We start from the raw sequence: 14,381 nt of genomic DNA, 5'->3' as shown, positions 1-14,381 counted from the left end.
CTCCGCCCGCGTCGAGGCGAAGCGGGGCGCGGACACCGACCGGCATCGAGGAAGGTTGATCTTGACTTTCTCCCTCTCCTGAAGGAAGGGAGTCCGACCGTCCCGATAGGACGGTCCCGCTTACGCGGACTGCCTCACGGCAGTGGTTTCCTGTTTCGTCGCCGATCGCGGAAGGGAGGTCCCTTGCCGTCTCACACCAGCTCCGCAGGCCTCACCCGAGCTCGCGTCTCGGGCTGCGACTCGACCAGCCGCAAGGATGTTCGTAGCCGCGTTGACGTCCCGATCGTGTCGGGTGCGGCAGTCAGGGCACGTCCACCAACGGGTGCCCAACGAAAGTGTGGCCAGCAGGTACCCGCACTTCGAGCAGGTCTTGGAGGAGGGAAACCACCGGTCCACCACAGCAACGGTGCGACCCGCACGCGCAGCCTTGTACTCCAACTGGCGGCGAAATTCCCCCAGACCGGCGTCCAGCACCGCACGGTTGAGCCCGGCCTTCTGGCGCACCCGCGTGCCCGGGGCTTGGGCGGTGCCGCGTGCGGAGGCGGTCATGCCCCGGATGTTGAGGTCCTCGATCGCGATCAGGTCATGCTCGCGCACCAGCCGTGTAGTGGTCCTGTGCAGGAAATCGGCGCGGGTGTGGCGGACTTTGCGGTGTGCCACGGCGACCTTGCGCTTGGCCTTACGCCGGTTCGCCGACCCGCGCTGCTTGCGGGCCGTACGGCGTTGGTACCGGGCCAGATTCCTGGCCTTGCGTTCCAGGTGGCGGGGGTTGGCGATCTTCTCACCCGTGGACAACGTGGCGAAGTCCTTCACCCCCAAGTCGACACCGACCTCGGAGGCGGCCTCAGGGGCGGATGCGGGGTCCTCGACCTCCACGACGAAGGTGACGTACCAACGCCCGTCCGCCTCGCGGGAGACGATCACTGTGGTCGGGTGCAGCGAGGCCAGGTCGACGTCGTCGAAGGACCACGCCAGGCGCAGCGGTGCCCGGTGCTTGGCCAGCCACAGTTGGCCGTCGCGGATACGGAACGCGCTGCGTGTGTAGTGCGCCGACTGGCGTCCGGTGCGGGACTTGAACCGAGGGTACTTGGCCCGTCCCGCGAAGAAGTTCGCGAACGCGCTGTGTTGGTGGCGCAGGGTCTGCTGCAAGGGGACCGAGGACACCTCGGACAGAAACGCCAGGTCCTGAGTCTGCTTCCACTCGGTCAACGCCTGGTCGGTCTGCTTGTACGAGGTCTTCTCACCGCGCTGGTGGTAGGCGGTGTGCCGCTCGGCGAGGGTCCTGTTACACACCAGGCGCACACATCCGAACGTGCGGCTCAGCTGGGCCGCTTGTTCGGGGGCCGGGTAGGCCCGGCACTTGTACGCCGTCCGCATGACGCAAAGCTTACGCTAAGGAGAGACATGTGTAAGGCAAACCGCGAAAGACTGGATCGGTCTGAAGACCGAAGCATCCTCCGGGAGGTCAGGTGAATCGACAGCAGGAATTCGTGCTCCGCACGTTGGAGGAGCGCGACATTCGGTTCGTGAGGCTGTGGTTCACCGACGTGCTCGGGTACCTCAAGTCCGTGGCGGTCGCTCCCGCCGAACTGGAGGCGGCCTTCTCCGAGGGCATCGGTTTCGACGGCTCCGCCATCGAGGGGTTCGCACGCGTCTACGAGGCCGACATGCTGGCCCAGCCCGACCCCTCCACCTTCCAGGTGCTGCCCTGGCGCAACGAGCCGCACGGCACGGCGCGCATGTACTGCGACATCCTCATGCCGGACGGTTCGCCGTCCTCGGCGGACCCGCGCCATGTGCTCAAGCGCCAGCTCAGCAAGGCCTCCGATCTGGGGTTCACGTTCTACACCCACCCCGAGATCGAGTTCTACCTGCTCAAGAAGATGCCCGAGCAGGGCGAGTTCCCCGAGCCCAACGACTCGGGCGGCTACTTCGACCACACGCCCCACAACAGCGCGCACGACTTCCGGCGCAACGCCATCAACATGCTGGAGGCCATGGGCATCTCCGTGGAGTTCAGCCACCACGAGGGCGGCCCGGGACAGCAGGAGATCGACCTGCGGTACGCCGACGCGCTGACCACCGCCGACAACATCATGACCTTCCGGCTCGTGATGAAGGAGGTGGCGATGGAGCAGGGCGTGTACGCGACGTTCATGCCCAAGCCGTTCACCGAGTACCCGGGCTCGGGCATGCACACGCACCTGTCGCTGTTCGAGGGCGACCGGAACGCCTTCTACGAGCCGGGCGCGGACTTCCAGCTCTCCAAGGTGGGACGCGGGTTCATCGCGGGCCTGCTGCGGCACGCCGACGAGATCACGGCCGTGACCAACCAGTGGGTCAACTCCTACAAGCGCCTGTGGGACGACCCGGCGGCCTCCGCCGGTATGGGCGGCGAGGCCCCCGCCTACATCTGCTGGGGCCACAACAACCGCTCGGCGCTGGTGCGCGTGCCGATGTACAAGCCCGGCAAGTCCAACTCCAGCCGGATCGAGATCCGCTCGCTGGACACCGCGTGCAACCCCTACCTGGCCTACGCCGTCATCCTGGCCGCCGGGCTCAAGGGCATCGAGGAGGGCTACGACCTGCCCCCCGGCGCGGAGGACGACGTGTGGGCCCTGACCGACGCCGAGCGTCGCGCGCTGGGTATCCGCCCGCTGCCGCAGAGCCTGGACGAGGCCCTGCGGATCATGGAGAACAGCGAGCTGCTCGCCGAGACCCTGGGCGAGCACGTCTTCGACTTCTTCCTGCGCAACAAGAAGGCGGAGTGGAACTCCTACCGCCGCCAGGTCACCCCGTACGAGCTGGCGCGGTACCTGCCGACGCTGTAGGGCGCGGCCCCTCGTGCCGCGGCGACACGTGTGCGAGCCCTCTTCCCGGGCGTCCGGGGAGGGGGCTCAGCACGTTCTGGGGGCACTCAGGAAGGCTCAGGGCGTGGAGCCCTTCACTGCCTCCAGGAGGGCGGTCCACTCGGCTCCGGTGGCCTCCAGGCAGCCCAGGTGCCGGTTCCGGGTGTCACGCACGGCGGCGCCAACAGCGGTCTGCCGGGCCTCTACGCAGTCACCGCCGTTGCCACCGCTGTAGCTGGACTTCTTCCAGTCAGTTGAGAGCTTCGACTTCGTCATCATGTTTCCTTCGATGCTGGTAGAGAACCTTCAGCGACTTCTCAGGCGACAGCGCGACCCCTAGAAGGTCACTGAAAAGCGTATCCATCCGGGCCACGTCGTCCTGCTCGGTCACCATCCGGCCCGAGAGGGCGTCCTCCAGATACAGCGTGTCCGACTGATCCTCGAAACTCAGGAGGGTGAAGGGCATGACCGACGGGGGACCCGACGTGTCCAGAGGGACGACATGAATCCTGATCCGTTTGGTTTCCACCATATCGATCAGCTTGGTGATCTGCTCGGACAAGACCTGCGGTCCTCCGATAGAGGCCAGAAGGACCGCTTCGTTCAGGACGACCACCATGCGGGGAGGATCAGGGAGATCCCAGAGCCTTTGCCGCTCCATCCGACCTGACACCAGCTCCTCGATGTCGCGAAGCGGTGCGAGGCCGTTGTTCGCCGTGACCAGGGAACGCGCGTAGTCCTCCGTCTGGAGGAGGCCGGGGACGACCGTGGTCTCGAACTTGCGCATGACCGTTGCCATGGGCTCGGCCTTCACCAGGTCACCCACCCAGGCGGGGTAGGCCTGCTTGGAGTTCAGCCGGTCCCAAAGCCTGACAAGGGCCCCCTCCCCTGCGACCAGGCCGTCCAACTCCACCGCCATCTCCCGTGAGGGCCAGTGCGTGCCGGACTCGAATCCGGAGATGAGCGTGTCAGAGCAGTTCAGTGGGGCGGCCAGGCTCTTCTGGGTCCTGCCCGCCCTGGCACGCAGAACCTTCAGTTCATTTCCCCATTCCCGAGCATTCGGCCTGACCTTGTGTTTCGCCATTACTCCACCCTTCTCCACCATCCTCGCACCACCGAGAACAGCACTCCTCGAATTCTTCCATAAGCTCATACCCTCTATGGTTCTGAGCTCTTCCCTCGGATGATCGAATTCAGGGTCGGCGATGATTCATGGCGGCGACCTTGGGAACGTTCCACCACTCCACGGAGAAAAAGGGACATGTCAGAATCGAACAGCCTGGCAACGGTGACCAGGGAGGCGGCCAAACGGCTCGCCCTGGAACTGGACGCGCTGAACCTCAAGCCGCTCCCCCAGCCGGGAATGGTGCTGGTGGTGAAACGGGGTTCTCAGGAGCAGTCGGTACGCCTGATGCGGGCGAATTCGGGACAGTGGCACTGGTTCTGGATGTGGGAGCCGTTCCGCACGGAAGACACGTGGGAGCACGAACAGGGCCTTCCCCTGGGCCGGGAGCGGGACATGGCCCGCCGTCTCCTCGGCGTCCTGGAGATCGCCGAGGCCGGGGAGAAGGTCACGTGAGCGCGCACGAACTCCCCCGGTTCCTCGCCGAGGTCGGCCCCGAGGTGGCCGACTCCCTCGCCGCGACGGCGGGCGTGGAGAAGGTGGCACCGCGGCGGATCCTGTGCTCGGCCGTCGGCCTCCTCAACCTGCGCGTGCCCGGGGGAACCGTCTTCTTCGCACGCGGCGGAGCCGTGCTCACCCGGCCCGGAACGCGGATGGTGACCTTCTCCGAACTCCGGGCGGGCGACCTTCCCCAGAGGTACCCGTGAGGCACGGAGGAACCACACGAAGGACGACGGGCCCTCTCCCCCGGCGGAACACGCCCCGGGGAGGGGCCCGTCCCCACGGGGCCCGCCGCGCGGGCCCTTCGTCGTCCGACGCGCCCTCCGCTGGGAGAATGTCCTCATGCGTCCGCCCTCACGCCCGGTGGCCTCCACCTCCACCCTGGTCCTCGCCTCGTCCGGCCTGACGGCGTCCCCCGTCCCCGCCGGTGCGTCGCCGTCGGTCCCCGGCCCCCCGGGCCCGCACGAGGTGCGGTTCGCGACGTTCAACGCCGCGCTGGAGCGCCCGGAGCGGGGCGCGCTCGTCGAGGAGCTGTCCGCTCCCGGCAGCGAGCAGGCGCGCAACGTCGCCGAGATCATCCAGCGCGTGCGCCCCGACGTCCTCCTGGTCAACGAGTTCGACCACGACGAGGAGGGCGCCGGTCCCCGCCTGTTCCAGGACCACTACCTGTCCGTCGGGCACAACGGCGCCGAGGCCGTCGAGTACCCGTACGTGTACACCGCGCCCGTCAACACCGGTGTGGCCTCGGGGGCGGACCTCAACGGCGACGGAGAGGCGGTGACCGAGCCCGGCGCTCCCGGCTACGCCGCGGACGCCTTCGGCTACGGGCTCTTCCCGGGCCAGTACGGGATGGTCGTGTACTCGGCGTACCCGATCGTCACCGAGCGGGTGCGCACCTTCCGTACCTTCCGGTGGGCGGACATGCCCGGCGCGCTCCTGCCCACCCTCCCCGGGACCGGCGAGCCCTACTACTCCCCTGAAGCCCTCGACGTCCTGCGGCTCTCCTCCAAGAGCCACTGGGACCTGCCCGTCGACACCGGCGGGGGATGCCCGGTCCACCTGCTGGCCAGCCATCCCACGCCGCCCGCCTTCGACGGCCCGGAGGGGCGCAACGTCGCGCGCAACCACGACGAGATCCGCTTCTGGGCCGACTACGTCACCCCGGGCGCGGGCTCCTACGTCTACGACGACCGGGGACGGCGCGGCGGCCTGCCCGCCGGTGCCCCGTTCGTCATCGCCGGTGACCTGAACGCCGACCCCCACGACGGCGACGCGCACCCGGGGGCCGTCACCCGGCTCCTGGAGCATCCCGGCATCACCGACGTGCGCCCGTCCAGCCAGGGAGGACGGGGCGCGGCCCGGCGCCAGGGCGGCGCCAACGACGGGCACGCGGGCGACCCGGGCCTGGACAGCGCCGACTTCGCGGACGAGCCCGGCCCGGGCAACCTGCGCGTGGACTACGTGCTGCCCTCGCGGGCCCTTCCGGCCCGATCCTCCGGGGTGTTCTGGCCGACCGTGGACGATCCCCTGTTCCGTCTGACCGGCGACCGCCCCTTCCCCAGCTCCGACCACCGGCTGGTGTGGGTGGACGTGGTCCGCCCCGGGGCGGCGGGGCCGTGAGGACTCACGTGGTGCGCGCGGCCTCCTCCTGGGCCGCGGCCAGTCCGGCGCTGATGACCCCGTCCATGATGGCGGCCAGCCGCTCCGGGCCCAGGCGCGGGGCGCGCTCGGCCATGCGCTCGACCAGTTCACGCTCGCGCCGCATGTCGCGCCCGGCGAAGTAGCCGACCGGCTTGAGCCGCTGCACCCGGGCGGCCATGAGGGCACGGCGTTCGAGGAGTTCGGCGAGCTCGGCGTCCAACTGGTCGATACGCCCGCGCAGCCGGCGGATCTCCTCGTCCGCGGAGGGATCCCGGTGCTCTGGGGACGCGGGTGCGGGGTGGCTCTCGGACACGGTGTCTCCCTCTGTGTGGGAACGGGCCGCCGTCGGGCCCGGTACGGACGCGGTGCGGCCGTACGTCCCCCGCGGAGTGGATGCGTGGAGAGCGTGTCGTGGGGCGTCGGCCGCCTGGAGAACGAAAGAGCACCCGGGCCTTGGCCCTGGTGCTCTGTTGCCGACGATCCCTGCTGCCGCCTACGTGCGAGCGGCCGACGGGAGCGTCGGCTGGCTAAACACGTGATAGCGGCGGATCATGCCGGTGATCCTACCGGAACCGCCGGTGGGGGGGGTGCCACGGCGCGCCCGGGAACGTCTTTTCGGCCCGTACGTCGAGGGGAGTGTCCGCTGGTCGGCCGCGGTCAGCCGTCCTGTGCCCCGGGAAGACTGACCTGGATCATGAGGGCGGTCGCCTCCGCGGTGACCTCTCCGTGGGCGCGGATCCGTCCGGCCACGAAGACCTTGCGGCCCTCCACCCGCTCCACCCACGAGGTGACCTCCAGCGGGGTGAACAGCGGTGTGGGCTTGCGGTAGTCCACCTTCAGGTTGGCGGTGAGCCCGGGCGCGGTCTCGACGGCGGAGACGCTGCCGACGGCCTGGTCGAGCAGGGCCGCGATCCAGCCGCCGTGCACGAGTCCGGGCGGGCCCTGGTAGATGGTGTTGAGGGTGACCTCGCCGCGCAGCCCCTCGGGGGTGCGCTCCAGCAGGAGCGGCGGAGCGGCGGGGTTGGTGTCACCGGCGACGATGTTGGTGATGGTGCCGAACTCGGTGTCGCCGGACTGGAGGTCGCGCCGGACCATGGTGCCGATCTGGCGCCGGGCGACGTTCAGCCCGCCGGTGACGGCCTCGACGGTGGAGGCGGCCTCGGCGAGGGTGTCGGCGTCGGCCTCGGTGTTGGCGACGGCGTCGATGAGGTCGTGGACGCGGGCCACGAGGGAGCGGAGCTCAGCGGGGATCTGGGCCTGCTCGACCACCGGGAGACCGAAGATGCGCGGGTCGGGGCGCTCGGTTACCGATTGCGTGTTGAGCGTCATGTGTTCCTCGTCGATTCGGCGTGTGCACGGGCGGATGGGGGCACCACCACCGAACCGAATCCTACTCGGTAGTATTCCGTTTCACCTGGGCCGGGCGCTGCGCTCCCCGTCACACGGCGTGGAGACGGGAAGCACCGGCGACGCCGTCAGTCCAGCTCACGCACCATGTGCAGGTGCGGAATCCCGGCGTCCAGGAACTCCTCGCCGTGGGCGGTGTAACCCAGCCGCGCGTAGAAGCCCAGCGCGTGCGTCTGCGCGTGCAGCTCCACCGCGCCCAGTCCACGCTCGCGGGCCCGCTCCTCCACCGCGCGGACCAGCGCGGCACCGGTACCGGTGCCGCGCCTCTTGGGCAGGACCGCCAGGCGGCCGAGGAGGCCCACTCCGCCGCCCAGGTCCACCAGTCGCACCGTTCCCACGGGGACGCCTCCGTCCAGGGCGAGGAGATGGTCGGCGGTGGCGTCGCGCGCGTCCCACTCCTCCTCGATGGGCACCTGCTGCTCGGCGACGAACACGGCTCCCCGGATGACGAACACTGCGGCACGGTCGCGCTCGTCCCGTGCCAGGCGGATCTCGGTCGTAGTCATGCCCGCAGATTAGCCGTGCGCCCGACCGTACCCGTCCTGCGGGTGGCCCCGGGCGCCCCCGCCACACAAGGGTGCGAGGCACCGGAGGACGTGCGCGGGGAACGCGGCGGGGAGGCACGGGGGAGGTGGGCGGAAGACGCCGGGGGCGACGGCCGCCTCCGCTGGCCGCACTCCCTAACCTGGGGGTATGGGCATGCCCGGAGACATCCACCCGAAGGTCGAGAACCCCCGTACGGAGCACGCGCGCTACTGGCGCTTCTCCGGGCTGCCCGAGACCGAGCTCCTCACCGCGCACTTCGTCACCACCACGTTCACCCGGCACACCCATCCCACCTACACCATCGGGGTGATCACCCACGGCGTCGAGGAGTACTCGCACTCCCGGGGCCGGGCACGGGTGGGGCCCGGCGGGCTGGCGGTGGTCGGCCCCGGGGAGGTGCACACCGGTCACGCCGGGGTCCCCGAGGGCTGGGGCTACCGCGTGTTCTATCCCTCCACCGATGTGGTGGCCGGTGTCGCGCGCGAACTGGGGATGCGGGGCACCCCCGGGTTCACCGAGTCCGGTATCGACGCGCCCGACGCCGCCCGGGTGCTGGCCGCCGCGCACGTGGCCGCCGAGCGGGGAGACCGGCTGGCCTCCTCCTCCCTGGCCCGGCAGGGACTGGGGATGCTGCTGCGCTCCCACGGACGCGAGCGGGTGCCCGATCCGGTCCGGAGCACCGCCCGTCCCGAGGTGGAGCGGGCCCGGCTGCTGCTCGCCGAACGCCTCGTGGATCCGCCGACCCTGGAGGAACTCGCCTCCCGGCTGGGCATCGGGCCGTTCGCCCTGTCCCGGGCCTTCCGCGCCGTCCACGGGCTGCCCCCGCACGCCTACCTCAACCAGTTGCGGGTGGAGCGGGCCCGGACGCTGCTCGCCTCCGGCCGCCGTGCGGGCGAGGTCGCCGTGGAGGTCGGTTTCGCCGACCAGCCGCACCTGACCCGCCACTTCAAGCGCCACCTGGGGGTACCGCCCGGCGCCTACCAGCGCGCCCTGCTGGCCTGCTGAGACCCCTTCCTCCCCCACCCCGGCAGGCGGGGCGAGCGGGACGTGGCCGTGCGCGGCGCCGCCGGGAACGGCAAGAACGTTCAAGACACCGAACGACCCCCTCTCCTAGCGTCGGGTGTGTGAAACCCTTCTCTCTCCTTCGGTCGCCGGTGGTGCGCGACAGCATGGGGATCGGCGTCGCCGTGGGCGCCGCCGGTCTGGCGTTCGGCACCGCGGCCGTGACCGCCGGGCTGTCCCCGGCACAGTCCGTCTTCCTGAGCCTGTTCATGTTCACCGGGGCCTCCCAGTTCGCCCTGGTCGGGGTGATCGCCGGAGGCGGCAGCCTGGTCGCGGGGGCGATGGGGGCACTACTCCTGGGCGCCCGCAACACCCTGTACGGGCTGCGTCTGGCGGACGTGCTGGGCTGGAGGGGCGCGCGGCGGGCGCTGGCCGCGCACGGAGTGATCGACGAGACCACGGCGGTGACCCTGGTCCAACCGGACCGGGAGTCGGCACGCACCGCGTTCGTGACGACCTACACGGTGTTGGGCGGTTTCTGGGTGTCCACGACCCTGGTCGGCGCCCTGGCCACGGAACGGGTGAGCGACATCAGCGTGTTCGGGCTGGACGCGGTGGGCCCTGCGATCTTCCTGGGGCTGCTGTGGCCCCGCCTGCGCGAGGGGGACGGGCGTACCTGGCTGACAGCGCTCCTCGGCGCGGGACTCGCCCTGGCCGCGACGCCGTTCCTTCCCTCCGGCGTCCCGGTGCTGCTGGCCGCCTCGGCCGCGCTGGTCGCGCTCATCGGCCCCGACACCGAGGCGGGCGCCCCCGCCGGGGAGAACCGGCCCGAGGAGGTCCGGCCGTGACCCTGTGGGCCGCGCTCATCGCCACCGCCGCGGGCTGCTACCTGCTCAAGTACGCGGGCCTGGCCGCGCCCCGGCGGCTCCTGGACAATCCGTGGCTGCGCCGGTTCGCCACCGCCGTGCCCATCGCGCTGCTGGCCGCGCTGATCGCGGTGGAGGCCCTGCGCGGCGAGGGACAGGCACTGGCCTGGGACGCCGCCCGGATGGGCGGCCTGGGCGCCGCCGTCCTCGCGCTGGTCCTGCGCGCGCCCTTCCTCGTCGTGATCATCGCCGCCGCGGCCACGACGGCGGTCCTGCGCGCCCTCGGCGTCGGCTGAGTCCCCGGTGGGGACCGTCCACAGGCCCTCCCGTCACCCTCCACCACCCTCAACCGACGGCCTACGACCGCAGCAACCCCCACCCGTCACCCTCCACCACCCTCAACCGACGGCCTACGACCGCAGCAACCCCCACCCGTCACCCTCCACCACCCTCAACCGACGGCCTACGACCGCAGCAACCCCCACCCGTCCTTGACCGGTCCGGGACGGGCTGTCAAAGTCGGCCGCATACGCCCGGACGCACCACCATGACGCAGCGTGTCCGGACGCACCGCGTGGACCTTGCGACGATGGAAGGAACTCCACCCCCATGGACACAGCCGCCGACCGCTCCCTCCCTCCCCCCGACACCGCCGCGCACGCGGTGGCGGAGGTCCTGTCCGCAGCCGGGATCAGACGGTGCTACACCGTTCCCGGCGAGAGCTTCCTGGAGCTCGCCGACGCGATCGACCGGCATCCCCGTATGCGGTTGGTCTCCACACGGCACGAGAACGGCGCCGGGTTCATGGCCGAGGCCGAGGCCAAGCTCACCGGCGTCCCGGCGGTGGCCGCGGCCACCCGGGGACCGGGAGCGTCCAACCTGGCGGTGGGCGTGCACACCGCCATGCAGGACTCCACCCCCATGATCGTGTTCCTGGGGCAGGCCGAGACCGACCGGTTGGGCAGGGAGGCCTTCCAGGAGGTGGACCTCACCGCGTTCTACGCACCCATCACCAAGTGGTCCACCACCGTGCACAGGGCCGACCGGCTCGCGGAGACCACCGCCAGGGCGATCCGCGTGGCCACCACCGGGCGGCCCGGACCGGTCGCCATCGCGGTGCCCGGCGACCTGTTCGGCCAGAGGGTCGGAGCGCAGGCCCCGCCGGAGCCGCACGTGGTCCCGCGTCCCGTCCTGGGCGAGGCGGCCCGGGACCGGCTCTCGACCTGGCTGGCCAGGGCGGTACGTCCGGTGATCATCGCTGGAGGCGGCGCACGCGCGGCCCGCGAGGACCTCGTCCGAGTCGCCGAGCGCTTCAACACCGGCGTGTACGCGGCCTGGCGGCGCCAGGACGTGTTCCCCAACGACCACCCGCTCTACCTCGGCCACCTGGGGCTGGGGTGCCCTCCCCCGGTGCTGAACGCGCTGTCGGAGGCCGACGCAGTCCTGGTCGTCGGATGTCGGATGAGCGAGACCACCACGCAGGGGTACCGGCTGCCCGAACCGGGAGGACGCGTACAGGTCGCGCAGATCGACATCGACCCCGGCCAGGTGGGGGCCACCGCCAACCTGTGGTTCGGCGCCGTCGCCGACGCGCGGGAGGCCCTGGGCGAACTGGCCGGGGCCCCGGTGCAGGCGCCCTACCGGGACTGGAGCTCGGCGCGCCGGATGTGGGTGGACACCGCCACCGTGCCGCTCGAGGCGTCCGAGAGCACCGGCTCCCGGCTGCACCCGTGGGCGGTGGTCGCGGGAATGCGCGCGGCGCTGCCCGAGGACGCGCTGATCACCAACGACGCGGGGAACTTCGCCTCCTTCCTGCACCGGGGCTGGTGGTTCCGGCATCCCCGCACCCAGTTGGCGCCGACCAGCGGGGCCATGGGCTATGCCGTGCCCGCCGCGGTGGCGGCCAAGATCGCCGCCCCGGACCGGACGGTGGTGGCGGTGGCCGGTGACGGCGGCACCCTGATGACCGGACAGGAACTGGAGACCGCGGTGCGGACGGGCGCGCCGATCACCGTGGTGGTGTTCCAGAACGGGCTGTACGGCACGATCGCCATGCACCAGGCCCGCGCGTTGGGCCGGATCGCGGGGACCCGGATCAGCGGGCCGCTGGACCTGGCCGGGTTCGCCCGCTCGCTGGGCGCGCGGGGCGCGACCGTGCACACCCGGGAGGAGCTGGAGAAGGCGCTGGCGGAGTCGGTGGAGGCGGATCTGCCCACCCTGGTCGACGTACGGACGGATCCGGAGGTGATCAGCCCGTCCGCGACACTGTCCGGCCTGCTGGGCGGCTGAGGGGACTCGGTCCGCCGCCGTTCCCGGTCGCCGCCCCGTCCCTCTCCAAGATCCCGGCGTGCGCCGCCACCGGTCCCGGCGCACGCCGGGGCCGGTGGCGGTGGATCACTCCCCGTAGGCGGCGGCCGCCTCGCGCAGCGCGCGGACGGTGGCGCGGATCCCCGGCCGCCGGGAGGCGTCGGTGCGCCAGAACGCGTACACCTGACGCACCAGCGCGGGCTGTACGGGCACCACCCGTACGCCCTCCGGCAGGGGGCCGCGCCCCAGGCGGGGCATGACGGCGGCACCGATCCCGGCGGCGATGAGCGCCAGCTTGGTCTGGTGCTCCTCCACGTTGTGGATGATGGTGGGCTCGCCTCCGCGCGCCCGGATCATGCCGTGCAGCCAGTCGTCGCAGACCGATCCGCGCGACCAGCTGATCCAGGGCAGGTCGAGGATCTCCTCCGGGGCGAGGAGCTCGCGGTGGGCGAGGGGGTGGTCGGCGGGCAGGGCGATGTCGCCGACGTCCTCCATGAGCGGGGTGCGGCTCATGCCGCCGGGCAGGCTCAGCGGGGCGCCGACCCAGTCGATGACCATGGCCAGGTCGGCGTCTCCCCGGGCCATGGCGGGCACGCTCTCGTGCGGTTCCTCCTCGTGCAGCTCCACGTGGAGGCCGGGATGGGCCTCGCGCAGGGAGGCGAGCGCGTGCGGGAGGAGGCCGCGGACGGTGGTGGGAGCGGCGGACAGGCGCAGGTGCCCCGTGACGTCGTCGCGGTGCGCCTCCAGGTCGGCCTCGGCGCGCTGGACCATGGACAGGATCCTGGCGGTGTGCTCGACCAGGAGCTCGGCGGCGTCGGTGAGGCGGACGCCGCGGCCGTTGCGTTCGACGAGGGGCTGCCCGACCTCGCGTTCGAGTTTGGTGAGCTGCTGGGAGACCGCGGAGTTGGTGACGTGGAGGACTTCGGCGGCGGCGCTGAGGGAGCCGTGCGCCGCGATGGTGTGGAGGACCCGGAGCCGGTCGACGCTGAGCATGTAAGGGACTCTAACGCGTGGCTTAAGAAATACGAAGTAGACCTAAGACCTCAGCCGACGCTAGAAACGTCCCATGCCCGTTGCCTCCCCCGTGTCCGCCCCGTCCGCCGCCCCCCGCCGCCTGCTGTCCGACTGGCGCGCCAAGTTCGTCCTCCTCGCCCTGATCTGGGGTATGAGCTTCCTGTTCATGAAGGTCGGGGCCGAGGCCCTCTCCCCCGTGCAGATCGCCCTCGGACGCATGGTCACCGGGGCCGTCCCCCTGCTGGTGATCCTGCTGCTGAGGGGCGGTCGCCTGCCGGCCTCGCCGAGCCTGTGGGGCCACCTGTTCGTGTCGGCCCTGCTGCTCAACACCATCCCCTTCACCCTGTTCGGGTACGCCGCGCACCTGATCCCCTCCGCCCTCATGGGAATCGTGAACGCCTCGACGCCGCTCTTCGGCGTGGTGTTCTCGATGCTCCTGCTCTCCGACGAGCGCCCCGACCGTGACCGGGTCCTCGGCCTGGGCATCGGATTCCTGGGCGTGCTCACCGTGTTCGGGGTGTGGAACTCCCTCGGCGAGGTGGCCGTCGGCGACCGCGAAGCCGTGGTCGGCATGCTGTTCGTCGTGGGAGCCACCGCCTGCTACGGGATCGGGACCCCCTACCTGCGCCGCTTCGTGGCGGGCAGCGCGCACGGCGCCCTGGAACTGAGCGCACTGCAGCTGCTGCTGGGCTCCGTCCCGCTGGTGCTGCTGGTCCCGGTGCTCACCGAGGCTCCCACGGACCTGACATGGCAGGTGGTGGTGTCGGTGAGCGTCCTGGGCGCCCTCGGTACCGGCCTCGCCTACGTCCTGCAGTACGCGATCGTGCGGGAGGCCGGGGCGACCGTGGCGACCACGGTCACCTACGTAGCCCCGGTGGTGGCCATCACCGCCGGGATCGTGCTGATGGGCGAGACCCTGCGCTGGAACCAGCCGCTGGGCGCGGTGGTCATCATCCTGGGCGCGGCCCTGTGCCAGGGCGTGGTCCGCACCCGGCACCTCGCCCTGCTCGTGCGGCGAGGTTGACCCTCCTGGGACCGTCCGCCGGAACCGGAAGGGGTGCGCCGCGAAGTCGCCCCCGGCGGGCGGACCCGGCCGAAGCCGCCGCCGGGACCGGTTCCGGGCGG

At 71.2% G+C, this 14,381-nt stretch carries 16 protein-coding genes; 9 read left to right on the top strand and 7 right to left on the bottom strand.

All coding sequences use genetic code 11. The features are described from left to right. Positions 1-120: 120 nt before the first annotated feature. Positions 121-1,377: an RNA-guided endonuclease InsQ/TnpB family protein gene (locus FYX01_RS17150; RefSeq protein ID WP_150242555.1), complete on the bottom strand. Its 1,257-nt coding sequence runs from the start codon at positions 1,375-1,377 to the stop codon at positions 121-123. 92 nt (positions 1,378-1,469) lie between these two features. Between FYX01_RS17150 and FYX01_RS17145 the strand changes: the two genes are divergently transcribed. Further along, positions 1,470-2,831: a glutamine synthetase family protein gene (locus FYX01_RS17145; RefSeq protein ID WP_190394362.1), complete on the top strand. Its 1,362-nt coding sequence runs from the start codon at positions 1,470-1,472 to the stop codon at positions 2,829-2,831. A 96-nt stretch (positions 2,832-2,927) separates the two neighbouring features. Here the strand turns inward: FYX01_RS17145 and FYX01_RS17140 are convergent, their stop codons facing one another. Then, positions 2,928-3,125 (bottom strand): DUF397 domain-containing protein, encoded by a 198-nt coding sequence (locus FYX01_RS17140; protein ID WP_394350482.1) that lies wholly within the window; start codon positions 3,123-3,125, stop codon positions 2,928-2,930. Beyond that, positions 3,100-4,002 carry a helix-turn-helix domain-containing protein gene (locus FYX01_RS17135; RefSeq protein ID WP_223830508.1) on the bottom strand — a complete coding sequence of 301 codons (903 nt, stop codon included), beginning with the start codon at positions 4,000-4,002 and terminating at the stop codon, positions 3,100-3,102. Before FYX01_RS17135 ends, FYX01_RS17140 begins: the two co-directional genes overlap by 26 nt. Before the next feature lie 108 nt (positions 4,003-4,110). Here FYX01_RS17135 and FYX01_RS17130 point away from each other — a divergent pair, with 108 nt between their 5' ends. The 3 genes from FYX01_RS17130 to FYX01_RS17120 all read left to right on the top strand — a co-directional run bounded on the left by FYX01_RS17130 (position 4,111) and on the right by FYX01_RS17120 (position 6,093). Beyond that, positions 4,111-4,428, top strand: a complete 318-nt coding sequence (locus FYX01_RS17130) for a hypothetical protein (protein WP_150242551.1) — start codon at positions 4,111-4,113, stop codon at positions 4,426-4,428. Further along, positions 4,425-4,679 (top strand): hypothetical protein, encoded by a 255-nt coding sequence (locus tag FYX01_RS17125; protein ID WP_150242549.1) that lies wholly within the window; start codon positions 4,425-4,427, stop codon positions 4,677-4,679. Before FYX01_RS17130 ends, FYX01_RS17125 begins: the two co-directional genes overlap by 4 nt. Before the next feature lie 136 nt (positions 4,680-4,815). Further along, a complete protein-coding gene (locus tag FYX01_RS17120) occupies positions 4,816-6,093 on the top strand; it encodes an endonuclease/exonuclease/phosphatase family protein (RefSeq protein ID WP_150242547.1) in 1,278 nt (425 codons plus the stop codon). Positions 6,094-6,097: 4 nt separating this feature from the next. On the opposite strand, the gene FYX01_RS17115 is transcribed toward FYX01_RS17120, so the two are convergent. The 3 genes from FYX01_RS17115 to FYX01_RS17105 form a co-directional block, all read right to left on the bottom strand. Further along, positions 6,098-6,427 (bottom strand): chorismate mutase, encoded by a 330-nt coding sequence (locus FYX01_RS17115; protein WP_150242545.1) that lies wholly within the window; start codon positions 6,425-6,427, stop codon positions 6,098-6,100. Positions 6,428-6,771: 344 nt separating this feature from the next. After that, a complete protein-coding gene (locus FYX01_RS17110) occupies positions 6,772-7,443 on the bottom strand; it encodes a PaaI family thioesterase (RefSeq protein WP_150242543.1) in 672 nt (223 codons plus the stop codon). Positions 7,444-7,589: 146 nt separating this feature from the next. Continuing rightward, entirely contained in the window at positions 7,590-8,027 is a 438-nt protein-coding gene (locus FYX01_RS17105) for a GNAT family N-acetyltransferase (RefSeq protein WP_150242541.1), read from the bottom strand. Between the two features lie 187 nt (positions 8,028-8,214). Between FYX01_RS17105 and FYX01_RS17100 the strand changes: the two genes are divergently transcribed. The 4 genes from FYX01_RS17100 (at position 8,215) to FYX01_RS17085 (ending at position 12,224) form a co-directional block, all read left to right on the top strand. Continuing rightward, the gene (locus FYX01_RS17100; RefSeq protein ID WP_190394361.1) at positions 8,215-9,072 is read left to right on the top strand and encodes an AraC family transcriptional regulator; all 858 of its coding nucleotides are present in this window, start codon (positions 8,215-8,217) and stop codon (positions 9,070-9,072) included. 119 nt (positions 9,073-9,191) lie between these two features. Next, positions 9,192-9,917: an AzlC family ABC transporter permease gene (locus tag FYX01_RS17095; protein WP_223830507.1), complete on the top strand. Its 726-nt coding sequence runs from the start codon at positions 9,192-9,194 to the stop codon at positions 9,915-9,917. Next, complete coding sequence (locus FYX01_RS17090) at positions 9,914-10,231, top strand: AzlD domain-containing protein (RefSeq protein ID WP_150242539.1); 318 nt, start codon at positions 9,914-9,916, stop codon at positions 10,229-10,231. Before FYX01_RS17095 ends, FYX01_RS17090 begins: the two co-directional genes overlap by 4 nt. Positions 10,232-10,544: 313 nt before the next feature. Beyond that, the gene (locus tag FYX01_RS17085) at positions 10,545-12,224 is read left to right on the top strand and encodes a thiamine pyrophosphate-dependent enzyme (protein ID WP_150242537.1); all 1,680 of its coding nucleotides are present in this window, start codon (positions 10,545-10,547) and stop codon (positions 12,222-12,224) included. Positions 12,225-12,329: 105 nt separating this feature from the next. On the opposite strand, the gene FYX01_RS17080 is transcribed toward FYX01_RS17085, so the two are convergent. Continuing rightward, positions 12,330-13,235, bottom strand: a complete 906-nt coding sequence (locus FYX01_RS17080; protein WP_150242534.1) for a LysR family transcriptional regulator — start codon at positions 13,233-13,235, stop codon at positions 12,330-12,332. Between the two features lie 73 nt (positions 13,236-13,308). Here FYX01_RS17080 and FYX01_RS17075 point away from each other — a divergent pair, with 73 nt between their 5' ends. Next, positions 13,309-14,280, top strand: coding sequence for a DMT family transporter (locus tag FYX01_RS17075; protein WP_150242532.1), 972 nt, complete (start codon positions 13,309-13,311; stop codon positions 14,278-14,280). Positions 14,281-14,381 lie beyond the last annotated feature (101 nt).

This window comes from Nocardiopsis quinghaiensis (genome assembly GCF_008638365.1).
Taxonomy (GTDB): Bacteria; Actinomycetota; Actinomycetes; order Streptosporangiales; family Streptosporangiaceae; genus Nocardiopsis; species Nocardiopsis quinghaiensis.
This window is presented reverse-complemented; position numbering and strand designations above follow the sequence as displayed.

Coding starts and splice junctions, on each gene's coding strand:
- FYX01_RS17150 (WP_150242555.1), bottom strand. CDS start 1,377: ATGCGGACGGCGTACAAGTGCCGGGCCTACCCGGCCCCCGAACAAGCG.
- FYX01_RS17080 (WP_150242534.1), bottom strand. CDS start 13,235: ATGCTCAGCGTCGACCGGCTCCGGGTCCTCCACACCATCGCGGCGCAC.
- FYX01_RS17135 (WP_223830508.1), bottom strand. CDS start 4,002: ATGAGCTTATGGAAGAATTCGAGGAGTGCTGTTCTCGGTGGTGCGAGG.
- FYX01_RS17085 (WP_150242537.1), top strand. CDS start 10,545: ATGGACACAGCCGCCGACCGCTCCCTCCCTCCCCCCGACACCGCCGCG.
- FYX01_RS17110 (WP_150242543.1), bottom strand. CDS start 7,443: ATGACGCTCAACACGCAATCGGTAACCGAGCGCCCCGACCCGCGCATC.
- FYX01_RS17130 (WP_150242551.1), top strand. CDS start 4,111: ATGTCAGAATCGAACAGCCTGGCAACGGTGACCAGGGAGGCGGCCAAA.
- FYX01_RS17105 (WP_150242541.1), bottom strand. CDS start 8,027: ATGACTACGACCGAGATCCGCCTGGCACGGGACGAGCGCGACCGTGCC.
- FYX01_RS17100 (WP_190394361.1), top strand. CDS start 8,215: ATGGGCATGCCCGGAGACATCCACCCGAAGGTCGAGAACCCCCGTACG.
- FYX01_RS17140 (WP_394350482.1), bottom strand. CDS start 3,125: ATGACGAAGTCGAAGCTCTCAACTGACTGGAAGAAGTCCAGCTACAGC.
- FYX01_RS17120 (WP_150242547.1), top strand. CDS start 4,816: ATGCGTCCGCCCTCACGCCCGGTGGCCTCCACCTCCACCCTGGTCCTC.
- FYX01_RS17075 (WP_150242532.1), top strand. CDS start 13,309: ATGCCCGTTGCCTCCCCCGTGTCCGCCCCGTCCGCCGCCCCCCGCCGC.